The sequence below is a fragment of the Crocosphaera watsonii WH 8501 genome, assembly GCF_000167195.1.
GTDB classification, from domain to species: Bacteria; Cyanobacteriota; Cyanobacteriia; order Cyanobacteriales; family Microcystaceae; genus Crocosphaera; species Crocosphaera watsonii.
This window is the reverse complement of sequence record NZ_AADV02000002.1, coordinates 673,426-693,934: the sequence shown is the minus strand read 5'-3', so window position 1 is coordinate 693,934 and position 20,509 is coordinate 673,426. Positions and strand designations below refer to the sequence as shown.

The 20,509-nt window shown below is 38.1% G+C and carries 15 protein-coding genes and 4 pseudogenes; 12 read left to right on the top strand and 7 right to left on the bottom strand.

The window, feature by feature from the left end:
- Nucleotides 1–114 precede the first annotated feature (114 nt).
- Nucleotides 115–1,368, bottom strand: coding sequence for a radical SAM family heme chaperone HemW (hemW, locus tag CWATDRAFT_RS06910; RefSeq protein ID WP_007304332.1), 1,254 nt, complete (start codon nucleotides 1,366–1,368; stop codon nucleotides 115–117).
- Between the two features lie 193 nt (nucleotides 1,369–1,561).
- Between hemW and CWATDRAFT_RS06905 the strand changes: the two genes are divergently transcribed.
- Nucleotides 1,562–2,644 carry a PIN/TRAM domain-containing protein gene (locus CWATDRAFT_RS06905; RefSeq protein ID WP_007304331.1) on the top strand — a complete coding sequence of 361 codons (1,083 nt, stop codon included), beginning with the start codon at nucleotides 1,562–1,564 and terminating at the stop codon, nucleotides 2,642–2,644.
- Nucleotides 2,645–2,671: 27 nt separating this feature from the next.
- On the opposite strand, the gene CWATDRAFT_RS42120 is transcribed toward CWATDRAFT_RS06905, so the two are convergent.
- The 4 genes and pseudogenes from CWATDRAFT_RS42120 to CWATDRAFT_RS06895 all read right to left on the bottom strand — a co-directional run bounded on the left by CWATDRAFT_RS42120 (nucleotide 2,672) and on the right by CWATDRAFT_RS06895 (nucleotide 4,354).
- The gene (locus tag CWATDRAFT_RS42120; RefSeq protein ID WP_007304330.1) at nucleotides 2,672–3,031 is read right to left on the bottom strand and encodes a calcium-binding protein; all 360 of its coding nucleotides are present in this window, start codon (nucleotides 3,029–3,031) and stop codon (nucleotides 2,672–2,674) included.
- A 552-nt stretch (nucleotides 3,032–3,583) separates the two neighbouring features.
- Nucleotides 3,584–3,730: pseudogene (locus CWATDRAFT_RS42115) on the bottom strand (cadherin-like domain-containing protein); the annotation flags it as partial.
- Between the two features lie 10 nt (nucleotides 3,731–3,740).
- Entirely contained in the window at nucleotides 3,741–3,935 is a 195-nt protein-coding gene (locus CWATDRAFT_RS41665; protein WP_156183546.1) for an Ig-like domain-containing protein, read from the bottom strand.
- A gap of 44 nt (nucleotides 3,936–3,979) precedes the next feature.
- On the bottom strand, nucleotides 3,980–4,354 hold the full coding sequence (locus CWATDRAFT_RS06895; RefSeq protein WP_021831887.1) for a c-type cytochrome: 375 nt from the start codon (nucleotides 4,352–4,354) through the stop codon (nucleotides 3,980–3,982).
- Between the two features lie 448 nt (nucleotides 4,355–4,802).
- Here CWATDRAFT_RS06895 and petG point away from each other — a divergent pair, with 448 nt between their 5' ends.
- The 10 genes and pseudogenes from petG (at nucleotide 4,803) to CWATDRAFT_RS06835 (ending at nucleotide 17,728) form a co-directional block, all read left to right on the top strand.
- Nucleotides 4,803–4,919 carry a cytochrome b6-f complex subunit V gene (petG, locus tag CWATDRAFT_RS06890; RefSeq protein ID WP_008278251.1) on the top strand — a complete coding sequence of 39 codons (117 nt, stop codon included), beginning with the start codon at nucleotides 4,803–4,805 and terminating at the stop codon, nucleotides 4,917–4,919.
- A gap of 291 nt (nucleotides 4,920–5,210) precedes the next feature.
- On the top strand, nucleotides 5,211–6,839 hold the full coding sequence (gene guaA / locus CWATDRAFT_RS06885) for a glutamine-hydrolyzing GMP synthase (RefSeq protein WP_007309693.1): 1,629 nt from the start codon (nucleotides 5,211–5,213) through the stop codon (nucleotides 6,837–6,839).
- 448 nt (nucleotides 6,840–7,287) lie between these two features.
- A pseudogene (locus CWATDRAFT_RS33090) lies at nucleotides 7,288–8,814 on the top strand (IS5-like element ISCwa2 family transposase).
- 217 nt (nucleotides 8,815–9,031) lie between these two features.
- The gene (locus tag CWATDRAFT_RS06870; protein ID WP_007304325.1) at nucleotides 9,032–10,354 is read left to right on the top strand and encodes a sedoheptulose 7-phosphate cyclase; all 1,323 of its coding nucleotides are present in this window, start codon (nucleotides 9,032–9,034) and stop codon (nucleotides 10,352–10,354) included.
- A gap of 11 nt (nucleotides 10,355–10,365) precedes the next feature.
- On the top strand, nucleotides 10,366–11,199 hold the full coding sequence (locus CWATDRAFT_RS06865) for an O-methyltransferase (RefSeq protein ID WP_007311102.1): 834 nt from the start codon (nucleotides 10,366–10,368) through the stop codon (nucleotides 11,197–11,199).
- Nucleotides 11,200–11,370: 171 nt separating this feature from the next.
- Complete coding sequence (locus tag CWATDRAFT_RS06860; protein ID WP_007304323.1) at nucleotides 11,371–12,696, top strand: ATP-grasp domain-containing protein; 1,326 nt, start codon at nucleotides 11,371–11,373, stop codon at nucleotides 12,694–12,696.
- Nucleotides 12,697–12,790: 94 nt separating this feature from the next.
- The gene (locus CWATDRAFT_RS06855) at nucleotides 12,791–14,245 is read left to right on the top strand and encodes a sodium/proline symporter (RefSeq protein WP_007304322.1); all 1,455 of its coding nucleotides are present in this window, start codon (nucleotides 12,791–12,793) and stop codon (nucleotides 14,243–14,245) included.
- A 79-nt stretch (nucleotides 14,246–14,324) separates the two neighbouring features.
- The gene (locus tag CWATDRAFT_RS06850; protein ID WP_007304321.1) at nucleotides 14,325–15,347 is read left to right on the top strand and encodes a D-alanine--D-alanine ligase family protein; all 1,023 of its coding nucleotides are present in this window, start codon (nucleotides 14,325–14,327) and stop codon (nucleotides 15,345–15,347) included.
- A 1,093-nt stretch (nucleotides 15,348–16,440) separates the two neighbouring features.
- On the top strand, nucleotides 16,441–17,022 hold the full coding sequence (locus tag CWATDRAFT_RS06840) for a helix-turn-helix domain-containing protein (protein WP_007304320.1): 582 nt from the start codon (nucleotides 16,441–16,443) through the stop codon (nucleotides 17,020–17,022).
- Between the two features lie 64 nt (nucleotides 17,023–17,086).
- Nucleotides 17,087–17,728 (top strand): annotated as a pseudogene (locus CWATDRAFT_RS06835) (transposase).
- Here CWATDRAFT_RS06835 and CWATDRAFT_RS06830 read toward each other — a convergent pair.
- The gene (locus CWATDRAFT_RS06830; protein ID WP_042711229.1) at nucleotides 17,712–17,936 is read right to left on the bottom strand and encodes a hypothetical protein; all 225 of its coding nucleotides are present in this window, start codon (nucleotides 17,934–17,936) and stop codon (nucleotides 17,712–17,714) included. The pseudogene CWATDRAFT_RS06835 and the gene CWATDRAFT_RS06830 sit on opposite strands and share 17 nt — an antisense overlap.
- A 216-nt stretch (nucleotides 17,937–18,152) precedes the next feature.
- Here CWATDRAFT_RS06830 and CWATDRAFT_RS41315 point away from each other — a divergent pair.
- A pseudogene (locus tag CWATDRAFT_RS41315) lies at nucleotides 18,153–18,416 on the top strand (DUF433 domain-containing protein); the annotation flags it as partial.
- Between the two features lie 597 nt (nucleotides 18,417–19,013).
- Here CWATDRAFT_RS41315 and CWATDRAFT_RS06820 read toward each other — a convergent pair.
- Nucleotides 19,014–20,453 (bottom strand): NF041680 family putative transposase, encoded by a 1,440-nt coding sequence (locus tag CWATDRAFT_RS06820; protein WP_007304317.1) that lies wholly within the window; start codon nucleotides 20,451–20,453, stop codon nucleotides 19,014–19,016.
- Nucleotides 20,454–20,509 lie beyond the last annotated feature (56 nt).

The window sequence follows — 20,509 nt, the reverse complement described above, 5'->3', positions numbered from 1 at the left end:
ATTATTTATGGTTATACCTTTGACTTTTAGATAAGAAGTCGTTCAGGCTTTCTCTTATAATATCAAAAAATGAATGCAAGTGGATCGGTGCTCAGAAATTATTAATTGAAAAAATCAAATTGTAGATTCTAAAATTGTAGATTCTAACTGAGCGAATAAGTCTGCTAAAATAGTGTTGGATAAGAGAAAGCCATCAGGATCGCTGAGCATGACTCGGTTTATATCATGCAAATTATTATCCTTTATTTCTGTGATAAACTTATCGTTAATATCTTGAAAATAAACTAATTTTTGTTGATAATAGGGCAAGAGTATTTTATAAATTAATTTTATAATATCTTCTCCAAAAGATGTATATATTTTTGACCAATCTACTCCTTTTTTTAATCGCAAACCTAACATAAATGTTTCCAAGATAATGTCAATTGTGTCTAAATAATCACAATCCAAGGAATAATCTGATTGTTTTAACTTTTCTATCCATTGATAGTAGTCTTTACGAGTTCTTGGCCGAGTAAATCTTTGGTTGTTACTATAACTTGCTGCTCCCATTCCTAAAGCATAATAAGGCTTATTTTCCCAGTAAACAAGGTTATGAAGACATTGATAACCTTGTTGAGCATAATTAGATATTTCGTAATGTTCATATCCTGCTTCGGTTAATATTCTTTGTCCCATCTTATACATAAGCATAGTATTGTCATCATCTGGTAAAGGAAACTTTCCTGGTTTATATTGTTTACCAAAAGCGGTTACTGGTTCTAATACTAAATCATAACAAGAAATATGACTAGGCTGTATTTTAATCGCTTTTTCTAAGGAAGATTTCCAATCTTCTAAAGTTTGGTAAGGAAGACCAGAAATCAAGTCTAAGCTAAAATTTATAATATTAGTTTTATAAATAAAATCAATAGACTGTTCAATATCTTTATAACGATGAAAACGACCAGATTTTTCTAGTAATTTATCATCAAAAGATTGAATACCTAAACTAAAGCGATTGACCCCTAATGTTTTATAGTCAGATAATTGTTCTAAACTAAAAGTCCCAGGGTCTATTTCCATAGATATTTCTGCATCAGCGCAGATGCCGAACTGCTGGTCTAATGTCGCTAAAATTTTATCCAAATAACGGGGAGGTAACAGAGAAGGAGTACCTCCTCCGAAAAAAACTGTTTTTAAAGGTCGATTGTAAGTAGGAGTTATCTTAATTTCTTCACAGAGAAATTGAACATATTCTGAAATTGAACCCGATGTATTAGTATTTGTTTTATCTCCTAAAACAGAGATAGGAAAATCACAATAATAACAACGACGACGACAAAAGGGAATATGAAGATAAGCGGAGACAGGGATGAGAAAGTCCATAGATTCTTAAAAGTTGTCAAATTTTTAGCCACATGACTGAATTTATCAGAGTAAGATGGTCAGCAAGGGATTAAGAATCCATAATAATTGCTTAGATGAGACGGATATAATGGATAAAATAATCTAAATCAGGTAGAAATATATCGTCATTTTTCCCTCTCAACTACCAAAATTATAGGTTAAAATCAAAACTATGATTGATGCCATTATTATTCTCATATTCATCATAGCAGCCGCCGGTGTAGGCTTTGATAGCGTTGATTTGCTTCCTGTGGATGTGCAAAGACAAATCTCGAATATTGACGCTTTACGGTGGTTAGCAGCCGGGTTTACCTCCATTTTGGGGTTAGCCTTTGGCTTAGTCGCCCAAAACACATATCGGCGTTTGGAAACCCGTATTAGTAGCACACCCATTGAAGTTATATTGACACGAGCAGTGGGTTTGGTCATTGGTCTGTTGATTGCCAATCTAATGTTAGCCCCTATTTTTCTGTTGCCTATCCCCAAAGAGGTTGCTTTTATTAAGCCCATGACAGCTATTTTAGGGAGTGTAGTATTTTCCTTTATGGGGGTTAGCTTAGCCGATACCCATGGCCGTACTTTTTTGCGACTAATCAACCCTAACAGCATTGAAACTTTATTGGTGGCGGAAGGTACTTTACAAGCAGCCTCCACTAAGGTTGTGGATACTAGCTGTATTATTGATGGTCGTATCGAACAACTGCTGCATACAGGGTTTATCGAAGGACAAATCTTAATCCCCCAATTTGTGCTACAAGAGTTACAACAGTTAGCCGACGGTAGCAACGATCAAAAAAGAGTCAGGGGACGAAGGGGGTTGGATATTTTAAACAGAATGCAGGATTCTTTCCCGAAACGCATTGTAATTCATTCTGCTGACTACGAAGATATACCCACAGTTGATGCTAAGTTAGTTCATCTTGCTCAAGAAATCAATGGAACCCTTTTAACCAATGACTATAACTTGAGTAAAGTGGCCAACTTACAAAAGGTTACCATTCTCAATGTTAATGATATTGCTCAAGCCATTCGTCCCATTTATTTACCTGGAGATACCATTGACCTCAAAATTCTCAAACTAGGGAAAGAACCCACCCAAGGGGTAGGTTATCTCGAAGATGGAACGATGGTGGTGGTTGAAGAAGGCAAAGAACACATTGGGGAAGAGTTAGGGGTGATTGTCACTTCTGCCTTGCAAACCTCTGCGGGCCGGATGATTTTTGCTAAACCCCAATCTGTGATTGCCTCTTCATAGGGGTAGAGACGTTTTTTCTAAGCGTCTCTACAAAATTAATTCAATAACATTAGCTAAGACATTAATCTTAAGGACATCAGGTAAGACACCCAGTAACTCGATCCCTTGATTGTTACCTAAATCAAGGAAAGTGTTGCCGTTGAGTTCAATTAACTCAAGGGACTGAGGATTAATATCTTTGAGGCGAATTTTATCCCCCAACTCAAAGTCCCAAATGCGATCGCGTCCTTGATTAGCACTAAAGTTAAAGATGTCATTCCCAGAACCACCTCTGAGGTTATCGTCCCCAGCACCACCTCTAAGAATGTCGTCCCCAATACCACCTCTGAGGTCATCGTTACCAGCATTCCCAGTCAAAGTGTCGTTACCATCATTACCTTCAATCAAGTCATCTTCGCTAGTACCATCAAGAATATCTTGACCGTCGGTTCCTGTAATAGTGTTTACTTGTGTAATGGTTCCCTCAACGGGAACAGAAGAATTGGCTGAATTACCAATAAAAACATTATCAATGGCTTGAAATTCGGTGTCAGGATCACTAACTCCCCCTGTGACGAAACGCAGGGCAATATATTCATATCCCGATCCAAAGTCAATACCATAAACTTGTAGTCTTAGGGTATTATCAGTCCCTATATTAACTCCATCAAAACTAATAGTTTGTAAGCCTTGAGTTATGTTATTACTAGCAATAACTTGAGTTAACCCTAAAGCACCAGAATTATCAGCATAAGCCCATTCCTTGACAGTATCTTTACTCCATTTATGTCCACGAGGTTGAATCCAACCTTGTCCAGCATGACTACTAAGGGTTGTGCCAGAATTCCTTGTAAAATCTCCATTAATGGCACTGAAATTGCCATCTTGAACAATACCAGATACCGTTATCTGAGCCGTTGCTGTTGAGGTTTTTTGTCCATCAGTGACAGTATAAGTAAAACTGTCTGTCCCAATAAATCCTTGATCGGGAGTATAAGTAAAAGTGCCATTATTGTTATTAGTAAGAATCCCATTAGAGGTATCAGTGAATTGTGTAAGAGTTAGGGTATCTCCATCAACATCACTATCGTTTTCTAAGACGTTAATAACTGTCGAGTTATGTCGAGTTATTCAGGAAACTTGTGACTACATCATTTGTTGCGATCGGAGCGTCATTAATGGAATTAATAGTTAAATCAACCGTTGCAGTATTACTTGCTCCTTGGAAATCCGAAATAGTATAGGAAAAACTATCCTTTCCGTTAAAGTTACTGTTAGGTGTATAAGTGATAGTCCCATCGCCATTATCCACTTCAGTAAATCAAGTATTTTTTAAGGTTGATCCTCCTCTGAAACTTACAAACCTTCTAAATAAATTAACAAATCTGCCATTTCCTGGGGGTTTGGTTGAAATTTCGGCATAGGTGGTGTTTTGCCGCTAGTCACTTGTTTAATTAAACTAATTTTCGATTTATGTTGTTGTACATGGTGTAAACTGGGGCCGACAATACCATCTGCATTTAACCCATGACAACCAGCACAATTAATCTCAAACATAGCTTGTCCCCTGGTAACGTCTCCTTGAAGGGATAACACTTCACCCATATAAGGATCAGAAATTTGATGGAAATACCAACCGACTACTACCACAATAGCCAGAAAAATTATGCCTAGAAGGCTTAGTATTACTCTTTGGATAGCATCCTTGGGTTGGATTAACTGTTCAGTCACGATGATTTCAGGGGGAATTGTGTTGTCCTTCTCTTTACACTTTGCAATTTTTTGAGAGTAAAAAGTTAGTCCTATCAACTAATGTAACAATTTTCTGGGGATTTTGCTCATAATATTAATTTTTTTTATAAAAACTTGACAAGTAGCCAGTAATGTCCATCACCACAATATGAAGGTAGAGAAAAAAGTTTGTGCCACTCTACCCGCATTTCTCACAAACTGATCAGTAATCAGCTAGAGGTTAGATGTGGCTTATTTTTCAAGCGATCGCTTAAAATGGCACACTGTTATTTTTTACTCGCCCCTCAAATCAAGGTTAAACTCAGACTACATAATGGTTTGAAGTTTAGCGATCGCAGAATTTGTGAGAAATGCGGGTCTAGGATTAAGACAACATTCTCCAGTACCATAGGATAATTATCATTTGTCTCAAAGAGGAGAAACCCCCATGATTGAACCTTTACTTTTAGGGATTGTTTTAGGTCTTATTCCCATTACTTTAGCTGGTTTATTCGTTGCTGCTTATTTACAATATAAGCGTGGCAACCAACTGAACTTAGATTAAGTTAAGTGTGGAAGCAACTTGATGCTAATGCTAAGATAATCTAGTGAAGTACCCCGACTTGCTTCGTGCTTAAGTTGGGGCTTCCAAGTACCACTTAACTGACGAACAGTTTCATTTTTCTCTAGAGTTTTCCGTATCATTGCCCGTTGCCTCCACAGGACAAGTCCCACTTTGCTCTTATACGGCACAATTTATAGTTGTGGTATCTTGAGTTAGATATCTTGGAATTCTTCCCCACATCTGGTTAAACTATAATCTTTGCATCAGCTTTACTTTTTTCATCCTTAAAACGTGACTACTCAAACCCCTTACCTCTCCAATACACCAGAGACTTTACCCAGCAACAACCTTGATAAAAGTCTCGATCGCCAAATGATTGTTATTCTTGACTTTGGTTCTCAATATTCAGAATTAATTGCCCGCCGCATTCGAGAAACCCAAGTTTATTCTGAAGTTTTATCCTATCGCACAACGGTCGAAAAATTACGCCAACTTAACCCCAAAGGAATTATCCTCTCAGGAGGTCCCAACTCAGTATATGACGATCGCGCCCCTCAATGTGATCCTGAGATTTGGCAGTTAGGTATTCCCGTGTTAGGGGTTTGCTACGGAATGCAGTTGATGGTTAAACAACTGGGGGGACAAGTAGAAAAAGCGACAAGGGGAGAGTATGGTAAAGCTTCCCTGTGTATCGATGACCCCACAGACTTATTAACCAATGTAGAAGACGGTTCAACCATGTGGATGAGTCATGGAGACTCTTGTACCCGTCTTCCCGAAGGTTTCTCTATTTTAGCCCATACTGAGAATACTGTATGTGCTGCTATTGCTAACCATGAGAAGAAACTGTTTGGGGTACAATTTCATCCCGAGGTGGTTCACTCGGTGGATGGGATCGCCCTAATTCGTAATTTTGTCTATCATATTTGTGAATGTGAACCCACTTGGACCACAGAAGCTTTTGTGGATGAGACTATACGTGAGATTCGCGCTAAAGTGGGGGATAAAAGGGTATTATTAGCCCTATCTGGTGGTGTGGACTCCTCAACCCTGGCATTTTTGTTACATCAGGCCATTGGGGATAAGTTAACCTGTATGTTTATTGATCAAGGGTTCATGCGTAAAGGGGAACCGGAACGGTTGATGGATATCTTTGATCGACAGTTTCATATTCCCGTAGAATACGTCCACGCGCGCGATCGCTTTTTAAATAAACTCGAAGGGATAACGGACCCAGAGAAAAAACGCCGTCTCATTGGTCATGAGTTTATCCAAGTGTTTGAAGAAGAGTCTAAACGTCTTGGACCTTTTGATTATTTAGCTCAAGGAACCCTTTACCCGGATGTGATCGAGTCTGCTGATACTAATGTAGACCCGAAAACAGGGGAACGGGTTGCCGTTAAGATTAAAAGTCATCATAATGTGGGAGGATTACCCAAGGATCTTCGTTTTAAGTTAGTAGAACCTTTACGGAAGCTATTTAAAGACGAGGTTCGGAAAGTTGGGCGTTCTATTGGTTTACCTGAAGAAATTGTTCGCCGTCATCCTTTTCCTGGGCCTGGTTTAGCTATTCGTATTATCGGGGAAGTGACCTCGGAACGGTTAAATATCCTACGGGACGCTGATTTTGTGGTACGGGACGAAATCGCTAAACAGGGGATGTACCATGATTTTTGGCAAGCTTTTGCTGTTCTTTTACCGGTTCGTAGCGTCGGTGTGATGGGAGATCAACGTACTTATGCTCATCCCATTGTACTGCGTTTAATCACCAGTGAAGACGGGATGACTGCTGACTGGGCTAAAGTTCCTTATGATTTGTTAGAAATCATTTCTAACCGCATTGTAAACGAGGTGAAAGGGGTTAACCGTGTGGTCTATGATATCACCTCTAAACCCCCAGGAACCATTGAATGGGAATAATAGCTAAATACTAAATAGGTATTTTGTAGGGGTTTAGTAATGCTAAACCCCTTATTCCTAATTTTGGCTACGATAGCAATCACAATCATGATATATGAGAACCGATGAGGACATAATAATATTATGTCCCTACAAATATCTCCTTGTAGGGATTTAAAACTGTTAAATCCTACTTCTAATTTTCTCTCAACTGAAACCTGATACCAAATCCGCTTCTTAAACTGCTGTGTTAATCTACGATTGTATTTAATCTTGACAAAGACGAAAATTATTGTACCATTGGACTGTGAGTATTTACAACAGTATTAATTAGGGTTTGCTGAATAAAAGCAAAACCCTATTCTTTAAAAGGTTACACCCATATTCGCGATCGCAAAAAAGATCAGCTTTGTCGGCTACAAACCGCTATAATTGGTAGAAACACCTCCCAGTTGTTGGTCAAGAACAAATGTATCGAAAAGAGGAGCAACCTTTACCGCCCCCAGAAAAATTTGAATTACCTTTCGAGGGCAAATTGTCCCCCAATAATCGTTGGGTAATCATGGCAGAGTTGATACCTTGGGATGATTTTGAGGAAGAATATGCTAAACTTTTTTCAGCAGAAAAAGGTGCGCCAGCCAAACTATTTAGAATGGCATTAGGGACATTAATTATTAAGGAAAAATTAGGAACAAGTGATAGAGAAACTATAGAACAGATTAGAGAAAATCCCTATCTACAATACTTTATAGGTTTAAATTGTTATCAACAAGAGCCACCACTGGAATCTTCAATGCTAGTTCATTTTAGGAAAAGAATTGATGGAGAATTGATAAACAAAATCAATAAAAAAATAGTAAAAAGAGAAATAGACAAGAGTGATAAAGAAGTAAAAAAAAAGGATTGTCTCCAATAAAAAGGAGAAAAAATAAAAAATAAAGGTAAACTAATTTTAGATGCGACTTGTGCGCCAGCAGACATCAAATACCCAACGGATTTAGGCATATTAAATCAAGCCAGAATTGAGACAGAAAGAATAATAGATAATCTTTATAAACCATTAAGAGTAAAATTGAGAAAAAAGCCGAGAACTTCTAGAAAAATTGCTAGAAAGGAATACTTAAAAGTAGCTAAAAAACGAAAAGTATCTTATCAAGAAAGAAGAAAAGCTATCGGGAAACAGTTAAAATACCTTAAGAAAAATTTAGGAAATATAGAAGACTTAATTCAAGCTGGGGCTTCCCTGGAAAATCTGAGTAAAAGACAGAAAAATTGTCTAGAGACTATCAAAAAAGTTTATGAACAACAACAGTCAATGTGGGAGAATAAGACCCAGAGTGTTCCTCAAAGAATTGTAAGTTTAACTCAACCGCATATTCGTCCAATAGTGAGGGGAAAAGCAGGAAAACCAATAGAGTTTGGAGCTAAACTCTCAGTAAGCTGTGTAGATAACTATGTGTTTCTAGACAAAATAAGTTGGGAAAACTTCAATGAATCTTGTCATTTTAAAGAACAAGTAGAAAAGTATAAAGAAACGTTTGGCTATTATCCCGAATCCGTCCATGTAGATAAAATTTATCGAACTAGGGAAAACAGAAATTGGTGTAAGGAAAGAGGGATAAGAATCAGTGGTCCGAAGTTAGGAAGACCTCCGAAAAATGTCAGTGAAGAAGAAAAGAAACAAGCCCACTCCGATGAATGCTTCCGTAATGCTATTGAGGGAAAGTTTGGACAAGCTAAACGAAGATTTAGCCTAAATCTCGTGATGACAAAACTCCCTGAAACCTCCATTACATCTATTGCTATTACATTTTTAGTTGTCAATCTTTCTAAACTTCTGAGGCAGTTTTTGTCGCTTTTTTTGTCCTTATTTACTAATAATAGAACAGGGGAACTCATCGAACCGCCTTTCATTAATTTTGATTATACTTTAAACAATTTTTATGTACTAAAACTTATTGATTTGTCAGAAAATTCTTGGTCAAAAGTGGCATAAATTTTGGAGAAACTTTTTCAGCAAACCCTACCTAAGAAGGTATTTATACTCATCATGAGATAAAAAATCTTTTTCTTAAAAAAGTATACATTTGGTTAACATTTTGTTACACTGCTTATGTAACGAACGTTACAAAAGGTTCGTAGTTCCTGATCCCAGGAAAGGCAACGTTTTCATCAATTTCATATAAACTATACACGCATAAGCAAGGATACCTATGGTTCAAGCAAAACCGTTGAACGATAAGACTGCTTCTGAGTCTAATCAGATTATTCAGTTCAATCACCCCGTAAAATACCGTACTTCTGAATGGTATACCGGACACGGTGAGATTGTTGCTAGTGGAGATAATCGTTCTTTTGAAGTATCAGCGAGTTATAACCTGAAAGCAACTGTTAAGTTAGTTAACGACATATTAAGCCCAGAAAACCCAACTTTAGCCGAAATTTATAGTAGTCTTGGCCGTTGTGTTGCCATTGTGGATCTCACCATTGATGAACTGTATGGCGAAGCAATCCGTAAATATTTTGAGTATCACGAAATTTCTTTAGAATTATACCCTTGTCGTGCTTGGGAGTCCGATAAAACCCCCGCAACCGTCAATAAAATCCTTTCTTATTTGGGCAAAGATGGTTCCGATGTTTCCCGTAACGAACCAGTATTAGTCATGGGTGGTGGTGTATTAAGTGATGTAGCTGGTTTAGCTTGCGCGCTGCAACACAGACGCACCCCTTACGTCATGATCGGAACAACAGTTATTGCTGCCATCGATGCAGGCCCTTCTCCTCGTACTTGTACCAACGGCAGTCAGTTCAAGAATAGTATGGGTGTGTATCATCCCCCAGTTTTAACTTTGGTGGATCGTACATTTTTCCGTACCCTAGAAACCGGTCATGTGCGTCACGGGATGTCTGAAATTATCAAAATGGCGGTTACTGATGATCCCGTTTTGTTTGAATTGATGGAACAATATGGGGCCCGTTTAGTAGAGACCCATTTTGCTACTTTAGGAGGCGATGCAGAACTTTCTGAGATTGCCGATGAGGTGATTTATCGCGCTTTATTCTCCTATATGAAGCACGAAGGGACCAATATGTTTGAAACCTATCAGGATCGTCCCCATGCTTACGGACACACCTGGAGTCCTCGTTTTGAACCAGCAGCTAAGTTAATGCACGGTCACGCAGTATCTATCGGTATGGCTTTTGGTGCAAGTTTAGCTACAGAAATGGGTTGGTTATCCGCAGAAGATCGCGATCGCATTATTTCCCTTTGTACCTCTATGGGTTTATCTGTGTATCATTCCATCCTAGAAGACATGGACATCATGTTAGAAGGACAGAAAAATATGCGCCGCAAACGGGGAGAAGGTGGACTTTGGGCCCCTTTACCCACAACTATTGGAGAATGTGACTACGCTCAAGAGGTTTCCTCTGGGTTGTTAGAAAAAGCTGTCCAACACCATAAAGAAATATGTGTTTCCTTACCATCTGGGGGAGAAGGCAAGGAAATGTATCTCAGCGATCTCGGTTTAGCATAGGAGGATTAACCATGAGTCAGTTATTAACCACTCCACCGGTGGCTAGACCTGTCACACCTTTAGGCATTCTAGTAGAAAAATTAGAAAATGTCCGTAAATTGGCCGAAAATGAAGAAGTATCTGCTTCCTTATTGAACGCTTTACAAGAGGTAGAAGCCTTAGCAGGGGGACTTGATCCCTATCTAGATGAGACTACCACCGAAGAATCAGCAGCTTTAGCCAACTTAGCCCAAAAAACGGCACAAGAGGACTGGAGTAAGCGATTTTCAGACGGGGAAACCGTTCGTCAGTTGGAACAAGAAATGTTATCCGGTCACATCGAGGGACAAACCTTAAAAATATTTGTTTCTATGATGGGGGCAAAACGTATCCTGGAAGTGGGAATGTTCACCGGATATTCTGCTTTGGCCATGGCCGAAGCGTTGCCAGAGGATGGTTGCATTATCGCTTGTGAAGTTGATCAATATGTGGCTGACTTTGCTCGCTCTTGTTTTGATGAGTCTCCTCATGGCAGCAAAATAGACATCAAAGTAGCTCCGGCATTGGAAACCATGCAAGGGTTAGCAGAGACTCAAGAATGCTTTGATTTGGTGTTTATTGATGCCGATAAGGGTGGGTACATCGACTACTTTAAGCTGCTGTTAGAGAGCAATTTATTAGCTCCTGGGGGCATTATTTGCGTGGATAACACCTTATTACAGGGACAACCCTATTTACCAGAGCAACAACGGACAGCTAACGGTGAAGCGATCGCCCAGTTTAACCGTTTTGTGGCGGATGATGACCGTGTGGAACAGGTATTATTACCCCTTCGGGATGGTTTAACCCTTATTCGACGCAAGTAGTAACATAGCCTTCTGGACTGTACAGACAGGATGCCTGTGTTACATATGCAAGTAGTAACATAGCCTTTTAGACTGTACAGGCAGGATGCCTGTGTTACATACAGTTAGCTATAGATGTGATTTATTAATTGCATCTACCTAACTCTTTATCATAGAATCTTAGCTAAACTAATGATGGCATTATTGAAAACTATCGCTACATTGGGACTACTTTTAATTGCTTTCCCGATTAATTTGACTATTGTTTTTCTTTCTTTGATTATTCGTTGGATAATGACACCTTTTGCCAGTAGAAAGGTTGCAAAAAATCCGAAAAAAGTCCTTTTAACAGGGGCAAAAATGACAAAATGTTTACAGCTTGCCCGTTGTTTTTATAATGCTGGACATGAGGTTATTTTAGTCGAAACGGATAAGTATTGGTTATCTGGATCACGCTTTTCTAGAGCCGTAAAGGCTTTTTATACGGTTCCTGCACCAGAAAAAGATCAGGCAGGATACTGTCAAGGATTATTAAATATTGTTCAAAAAGAAAACATCGATATTTTTATTCCTGTTTCTAGTCCTGTTGCTAGTTATTATGACTCGGTTGCCGGTGACTTATTAGCCGAGCATTGCGAAATTATGCACTTTAAACCTAACATTACTAAGATGTTAGACGATAAGTTTGAATTGTGCCAACAAGCCCAGTTATTAGGTTTATCTGCACCCCAAGCTTTTCTAATAACCGATCCTCAACAAATTCTTGATTTTGACTTCAAAAATAATCAAGGAAGAAAGTATCTTCTCAAAAGTATTCAATATGACTCTGTATCTCGCTTAGATATGACAAAACTTCCCTTTGAAGGAATGGAAGATTATATTAAAAATTTGCCCATTAGTAAAGACAAACCTTGGGCAATGCAAGAATTTATTACAGGAAAAGAATATTGTACCCACAGTACAGTAAGAAAAGGAAAAATTAGACTACATTGTTGTTCAGAATCTTCTCCTTTTCAGGTAAATTATGAACATATTGAAAAACCAGAAATTTACAGTTGGGTAGAAACATTTGTTAAAGAATTAAACCTCAGTGGACAAATTTCTTTCGATTTTATTCAGTCGGAAGATGGTACTGTTTATCCCATTGAATGTAACCCCAGAACTCACTCAGCGATCACTATGTTTTATAATCATATCGGTGTTGCTGATGCTTATATAAATGATGGAAAAGAAGGGAAAAAACCCATTACACCATTAACCAATAGTAAACCCACCTATTGGCTATATCACGAAGTTTGGCGTTTAACTGGCATTCGTTCTTTCAGAGATTTTCAAGCTTGGATCAAGAAAATTACTACAGGAACAGACGCTATTTTTCAACTTAACGATCCCTTACCATTTTTAATGAACCCTCATTGGCAAATTAGCATACTCTTGATGCAAAATTTACGCAGGTTTAAGAACTGGGTAAAAATTGACTTCAATATTGGAAAATTAGTTGAGATAGGTGGAGATTAAAACAGTTACCAGTTACCAGTCACCAGTCATCAGCCCTATAGCCCTTGGATTTAAACTCACAACCAACGCAGACTACTAATTGTGAACAATCACTATGGTCGATCAAATTGGCATTATCATCACATTTATCTTTTTTTTGCTGTTATTTACAGGGGTAGGAACCTATTCTGCAACCCAGAAAAAAGCTACCACAACTGACTATTTATTGGCCAGTCGTAGCGTTAACCCTTGGTTAACCGCTCTTTCAGCTATGGCAACCGGGCAAAGTGGCTTATTATTCATCGGACAGGTTGGTTTTGCCTATAAAATGGGGATTTCCACTATCTGGTTAACCATAGGTTGGGCGATCGGCGATTATCTCGCTTGGTGGTTGGTTTTTAAACCCCTACGAGAACAGTCTGAAGCAACAGCATCGGACACTGTTTCGGCTTTCTTAGCCCAAAATATAAAAGGATATCGCCTTATTTCCCTAATTTCTGCCCTTATAACCCTAGCTTTTCTTGGTTCCTACGCCGCAGCCCAACTGGTGGCTGGTAGTAAAGCCTTGAATAGCGTCTTTGGCTGGAATTATAACTTAGGGATCATCATCGGTGCTATTATTGTGGTCATCTATTGCTTTTCTGGGGGTATTCGTGCATCTATATGGACAGATGCCCTACAAGGAATATTAATGTTGGGTTCCTTGTTACTTTTATTAGTAGTAGCAGTGATTAAATGTGGTGGTTTATCCAGCTTATGGCAATCTTTAGACAGTATTGACCCAAATTTAGTCAGTTTTAGCTCTCAGTCTTTACCTTTAGGGTTTATACCTTTTCTGATCGGTTGGATGGTTGCAGGGTTTGGGGTTGTTGGGCAACCCCATATTATGGTTAGGGCCATGGCCATCGACTCAGCCAAAAACCTCGGTTTTGCCAGAAACCTAAAAACCAGTTTAGGGTTAACAAACTCTTTCTCTGCCTTGGGTATTGGCTTAACTGCAAGGGTTTTACTGCCAGAGTTGGGTTCATCCGGTGATCCTGAGTTGGCTTTACCTTATCTCTCTTTGGAGTTATTACCTGTTTTCTTAGTAGGTTTGATCTTAGCAGGACTTTTTTCTGCAACCATGTCCACCGCCGACTCCCAAATACTATCTTGTTCAGCGGCCTTAACACAAGATATTTTTCCCCAGATGTCTAAGTCCTATAATTTTGCCAAAATAGGAACCCTGAGTGTAACTGCTATTGTTTTAGTCATCGCCCTCGCTGGAGATAACAATGTCTTCGCTTTAGTTACTTTTTCGTGGTCTATCTTAGCCTCCGGTTTGGGGCCATTATTACTGGTGAAAGTCTGGCAACAACCTGTTAATACAGCAACTGCGATCGCCATGATGATCATCGGCATAACAACTGCTTTGACTTGGAAGTTACTTCTTAACCTATCCGGTGCCATCTATGAAGTGTTACCCGGTATGGTTGCAGGAATAGCCGTCTATGGGGTTTATAGATTGTTTTTCGGGGAACAGGCAAACCCCCCCTCATCCCCCCAAGGGGGGAAGGGCAACAGGGAATAGAAATAATTGTTTTTAGGCTAATTAATTAATTATCCACTATCCATTGTCCATTATCCATTATTCATCGGGAGATTTAACCATGTCTATATTTCATATTCTTCATTTAGTTGGTTCGGCAGAAAATGAGTTTTATTGCGACTTATCCCGTCTTTACGGTAAAGAGTGTGTTGAAGCAACGGCCAACCCTTCTCACTATCGTTTTTCTATTGCTTATGTGACTCCAGATCGCTTATGGCGTTTTCCTACATCTTTGAGCAGAGAAGATATTAATGCAGCCACACCTTTATCCTTATCTCAAGCTATACAGTGGATCACAGAACAAAATATCGACTTAGTTTTACCTCAGATGTTTTGTCTTCCTGGAATGACTCAATATCGGGCATTATTTGACCTTTTGAAGATCCCTTATTTGGGCAATAAAGCCGAGTTGATGGCCCTAACTGCACACAAGGCCAAAGCTAAGGCCATCGTTCGTGCAACAGGGGTTAAAGTACCTTACGGGGAACTATTGCGCAATAGTGACACCCCCAACCTACGGCCACCTGTTGTTATTAAACCTGCAAACGCTGATAACTCTTTAGGAATAACATTGGTTAGAACAATGGATGAGTATCAGGCAGGGTTAGAAAAAGCTTTTCAATATGCAGATGAGGTATTAGTAGAAGAATATATCGAACTAGGAAGAGAAGTGAGATGTGGCACCATTGTTAAAGATGGAGAATTAATTAGTTTACCCTTAGAAGAATATGCAGTTAATCAAGAAAATAATCCTATTCGTAACTATGAAGACAAACTAAAAAGGGATGATACAGGAGAGTTAACCTATGCTGCCAAAGATAAGAAAAAAGCTTGGATAGTTGATATAAAAGATCCAGCCACCAGACGAGTGCAAGAAATAGCTAAACAGTGTCATCAAGCGTTAGGTTGTCGTCATTATAGTTTGTTTGATTTTCGTATCGATCCCCAAGGACAACCCTGGTTTTTAGAAGCCGGTTTATACTGTTCTTTTTCCCCTAAAAGTGTAATCTCAATGATGGCACAAGCAAAGGGTATTTCTCTAGATGAGTTATTAGAAATAGTCATTAAAGAAGCGATGATTTAAAACCGTAGGGTATTGATAATTGTAGGGTGTATTAGCGTAGCGTAATACACCAATAAACACTACAAATTGTGCATTACGGCAGAAAAAAGTAGAGGAATCAACCGAAAAATTATAGTTTGCCTAATGCACCCTACAGACTTATTGATAGATTAATTCAAGAAGAATTTCAGAAAAGGATTAGAAGGAGATAAACAGGAAAATCCATTAATAGCATCATAAATTTCATCTTGTGAACGCATACAATAATGAACTATTATGAATTAATCGTAAATAATATCAATTTCCTACCCTCAAAACTCCCAAGTTTAGGAAACATTAAGTTTTTTAGTAGAAATCTTCACCCTATCCCCTAAATAGAGATATTGTGTAATGATGGTTAAACAACTCAAGTGAGGAGCCAATCAATTATGGATGTTAAATCAATTCTAGTGGTATTAACTGTCTTATTTTCAGTATCTTGTCTCTTTTTCGGTACCAGAAACGGATACTATGACTCTGATAATTATGATGGTAACGGGTCCGCACATTAATTGACGGCGATCGCATTCTCAGAAAATGTTATCATAGTCATAGTCAAAATTCCATCCCGTACACGACGACTAGAGAGCGATCGTGTTCTGGATGTTGTTTTTTTATAATCAATAATAAAAGCTTAATTATTAAAAGGTTAAGAAAACAATAATAATAATTTAAGCCAAGAAAAAAACATAAAAGTTGCTAATATTTCTCAATTAGATGACAGTAATTATTAAAAGGTTAAGAGAAAGATAATGATAATTTAAGCCAAGAAAAAAAGACAAAAAATCTATAAATTGTTTGACAAAAATTAATAAATGAATATACATTAATACGTGGGCTAGTCAATCCAATTAAAAACCGTGTTTGATCAGAAAACGCAGGAAAAATAACCTTTCCCTGCGTCGAGGGAATAGTTTTGTCTTGTCATAACAAGATTGTTCCCCCTTAAATTGTTACTTACTTTAATTTTAGCAGGAGTATTTCTCTTGCTTCTGTAAAATCTGATCATCCTAGTGCAGCTTGGCGAAAGTAATCCACCAGATTTTTACAGAAACTTTCGTGACTAGCCACGACAATGTGTTTCAATGAAACTAACGGAAGAATCTCGAAGTTGATGTCCATGATAAAAGCATTGCCAATTAACCTCTCCAACCTACAGAAAACAGTACTCCAACAAATAGTGAGAGGGACAACAAACCCCTATCGCCTTGTTAGACGAGCCAAGCTAATCTTAGCCGCAGCATCAGGAGAGAGCAATAGTTCGATTAGTCGAAGATTAGAATTAGACCGAGTACAAGTGCGTCAGTGGCGATCGCGATGGTTTGAGGAGAGAGAAAAACTGAGTGCCGCCGAAGAACAACAGGTAACGGAGAAAGCATTAATGGTCTTGATCAAAGGAATTTTAAGCGATCGCCCAAGACCTGGAACAACAAAATCCTTTACGGTCGAACAAGTAGTCCAGATTGTAGCGATCGCTTGTGAAGAATGTGAAAAATCAGACAGACCAGTGAGCCATTGGACACCTTCAGAGTTGGCGGATGAAGCCATAAAAAGAGGAATTGTCGAAAAGATTTCCCCCCGTAGTGTGGGGCGTTTTTTTAAAAGAAGCGACATTACAACCACATCTCGTTCGTTACTGGTTAAATGCCAAAATTGATGATCCCTTAAAATTTAAAAAGCAAGTCAAATATATCTGTGAACTTCATCAAGAAGCTAAAACTTTGTTAGAACAAGGAATTCATTTAATTAGTACAGATGAAATGACAGGGATTCAAGCTCTTGAGAGATTATTTCCGAACAAAAGAATCAAGCCTAAACAAGTAGAAAAAATCGAATTTGAATATGAAAGACACGGAACTTTAAGCTTGATTGCGAACTGGGATGTGGCAAGAGGAAAAGTTGTTAGTCCCTCTATTGGACCGACAAGAACAGAACAAGATTTTTCTGAACATATCCAGAGAACGATTAAGATTGATGAAAAAGCAGAATGGATTTTTATTGTAGATAAACTCAACACTCATAAATCGGTAAGCTTAGTCAAATTAGTAGCAGAAAGCTGTGGAATTACTATTGATTTGGGGAGAAAGGGAAAGGAGGGGATTTTGCAATCTATGGACAGCAGAGCAGATTTTTTATCAGATGAATCTCATCGAATTCGCTTTGTTTATATTCCCAAACATACATCGTAGCTTAATCAAATTGAGTGTTGGTTTTAGATCTTAGTCAGGCGTTTACTCAAAAGAATTACTGTCCGTTCAACTGAAGAACTATCCCAAAAAATTCTCAATTTTATTGATTACTTTAATCAACATTTTGCTAAGCCGTTCGTTTGGAAATTTAAGGGCTTTAAAGATCATAAGTGACTGGTGGATTATTTTTGCTAAGCTGCACTAGTGACAATAGAAAAAAAACTAAAAAATTTACATTTTTTTTGCCTTCTTGATCTAAATCAATCCACGATCCAAACCCGCCAAATGCAGCTATTATCATAAGTACAATCCCTGCGAGTGAAAGCCCAGCAGGAAATGGCAGAGCAAATAAAGATTTTATAATTTCAATCGGTAATTCCATAAATCGAGTCTGTTGTATTAAGAGCCACTTACAATGACTTCATTTTAATTAGGAAAGATTCTCAACAGTGAATTTTTTAGCTTATTTTCATTTTTCTCTCATTTTTTCTAAAGAGCTACCTCGTGCGATCGCTTTTGTAGGTTGGGTTAAGGAACGAAACCCAACAAATACCTATGTTTGGCTAAAATAAGTATGGAATAGCTATAGGAAAACTCCATGCTTCAATTAACAGAACACTGTCATATTGTAAGAAACAGCGAAATTCTCAGTGGTGAACCTATTATCAAAGGTACAAGGACTCCTGTTCGTGCGATCGTGGAAATGTGGCGTATTGGCGTTTCTCCTGAAGAGATTCCTCAGCGTTTGTCTCACCTTATTTTGTCGCAAGTTTTTGATGCTCTTAGCTATTATTTAGATCATCAAGTAGAAATGAATAAATATATTGAGCTTAATCAAGTTGCTGATGAGTTAATCCCTCCGCAGTTCACTCAAACGTTAGTAAAAGCTGAAATTCAAGGAACACCAGGGCAGCAGTTACTACGTTTTGCCGGTTCGATAACTTCCGATGACCTTGATTTAATGAATGAAGCGATCAAAGAGGGTTGTCAACAGGTAGATGTCGATGAGTGGTAGATATTTGCTCGATACCAACATTATTATTGCTATTTTTGCAGATGATGGGACGGTTAAAAGTAATCTTGCTCAAGAATATCGTGATAGCTCATAGTACAACGGTAATGTTAACACCTACAATTCTAATTGGCGATACCTTTAAAAGGAAATGATTATTACTGGATTTGGATCGGTGATCACAACGAATATGAGAGTCTTTTGAATTAGCTGGTTAGTCTTAGTGCGATCGCTGTTTTAGGTTGACTTGAGGAACAAAAGCCTACTAATACCTATATAATAGAGACTAAACTGAAATATATTCTCATCTAGTTACTTATTGGACTTTTGACAAAAAAAGTTTGTTAGCGTATATTTTACGCTAAACTAAAATCCCAAAATATCGGCTCTGTATCAGTCAATAAAATTGGCTGACAAATAGGGCTAATCTATAGATTCTGAGGAAAACTAAGGAGCTTTTAAGTTTTCAGTTGATTTTTTGCTCCCTTTCTTGATAACATCATGACGAGTTCGTGGGGCTTTTTTGTAACCTTTAATACGTCCGGAAGAAAAACCTCGACGTTTGGGAAATTTGGCGAAAGTCCCCAAGGTCGTAATTATTCTTGAAAAGTCTCTTTGAACTAGACTAGGGGTGATTTTGATGGATTTATTAGTCTTCAAATACTGTTCCCAATCACGGGGTAAAACCACAGCTAATTTTCTGGCAGCCCACAAATTTACATAAGAAAGAAGTGTTAGTTTAAACCAATTTTCTTCATGATGTACATCGGGAGTTAAATAAGATGTCATCAATAATCTTTGTTTACCAAATCGAAAAAGATGTTCCATGTCATAACGTTGTCGATAACACTGATAACAATCAACTAAACTTAACTCATCGCGCCGAGAACCAATAACAATAAGCCACATAGGTTTCCAAATACTATTTCTTTCTTGATCTCTGACAACAATCTGGAGTAAAGTAAAGGGGTGATTGTTCATTTTATAGTTTTTAGTTCCTCTCATTAACATCTGTTTCCATCCCGAAATAGTCACTGTTAATTGACGACCTTTTTTCGTTGTAAAGGGAACATGATGAACTTCATCAGGTTCAGTCCAAGTTTGGTCATCTTTAAGGTCAAATTTATCCCCATACCAACGGGGATGTCCCGAAGTTTTGGCTTGATTTGGGTCCCGAATAAATTGACGATAAAAAACTCGGTCACTTCTAACTCTTGTAATAGTAACTACGTCTTCATGCTTAACTTGTTCCCCAATAAAATCCTTTTGGCTGTAGTCACTATCAGCCACTAAGACAGATAATTTATCAGAAAATAAAGAACTTTGCCAGATTTTTTTTAGTTGTTGATTGCCTTGATTTACTCCTTTATGTTTAGAGGGGACTCGCTCTCCTGATAAGGGGACAGCCCAAGGGACTTTTTCTGTGTCTATTTGGTCAGGTAAAGCGCAGACAACGGAATAACAATGTCCAATATTAATGGGTTTATTTCCCTTAATTGGATTGGGGTAATGAATAAAGGTTTTATCCGCTAACGTTTCGGCAAACCGTCGTGGACAGGGAGTTGTGTCAATACCAAATAAGTTATAATGTTTTGAAGTGGGAGGAATTGTTCTCGATACCGCTGAAAATAAAGTCTCAATTCTCTGTTCATAATTAGGGTCAGTTTGAGTGGGTAAAAACTCTTGAATTCCTCTATATAAACTGTTATAATCTCTTCTAAATAAAGGATTGAGAGACAATTCAACGACTGAGTGAGCTTGTTGGTTACTGGAGAGGGCATCGAGTAATTCTATAATAGTTTCTTTTCTAGCTTTTAGTCCTTGGAAGAGGTTAGACCTCCACACCAGGAATTCCTCGACAGACGTAGCCGTTTCATTTTTGGTCATTTTTAAAATTTATTACCTTATAAATTAGCGGAATATATAAGCTAACATCAAAAGAG

Excerpts from the sequence above, each read along its gene's own strand:
- hemW (WP_007304332.1), bottom strand. The coding sequence starts at position 1,368 with ATGGACTTTCTCATCCCTGTCTCCGCTTATCTTCATATTCCCTTTTGT.
- CWATDRAFT_RS06905 (WP_007304331.1), top strand. The coding sequence starts at position 1,562 with ATGATTGATGCCATTATTATTCTCATATTCATCATAGCAGCCGCCGGT.
- petG (WP_008278251.1), top strand. The coding sequence starts at position 4,803 with ATGATTGAACCTTTACTTTTAGGGATTGTTTTAGGTCTTATTCCCATT.
- CWATDRAFT_RS06870 (WP_007304325.1), top strand. The coding sequence starts at position 9,032 with ATGGTTCAAGCAAAACCGTTGAACGATAAGACTGCTTCTGAGTCTAAT.
- CWATDRAFT_RS06865 (WP_007311102.1), top strand. The coding sequence starts at position 10,366 with ATGAGTCAGTTATTAACCACTCCACCGGTGGCTAGACCTGTCACACCT.
- CWATDRAFT_RS06860 (WP_007304323.1), top strand. The coding sequence starts at position 11,371 with ATGATGGCATTATTGAAAACTATCGCTACATTGGGACTACTTTTAATT.
- CWATDRAFT_RS06855 (WP_007304322.1), top strand. The coding sequence starts at position 12,791 with ATGGTCGATCAAATTGGCATTATCATCACATTTATCTTTTTTTTGCTG.
- CWATDRAFT_RS06850 (WP_007304321.1), top strand. The coding sequence starts at position 14,325 with ATGTCTATATTTCATATTCTTCATTTAGTTGGTTCGGCAGAAAATGAG.
- CWATDRAFT_RS06840 (WP_007304320.1), top strand. The coding sequence starts at position 16,441 with ATGTGTTTCAATGAAACTAACGGAAGAATCTCGAAGTTGATGTCCATG.
- CWATDRAFT_RS06830 (WP_042711229.1), bottom strand. The coding sequence starts at position 17,936 with ATGGAATTACCGATTGAAATTATAAAATCTTTATTTGCTCTGCCATTT.
- CWATDRAFT_RS06820 (WP_007304317.1), bottom strand. The coding sequence starts at position 20,453 with ATGACCAAAAATGAAACGGCTACGTCTGTCGAGGAATTCCTGGTGTGG.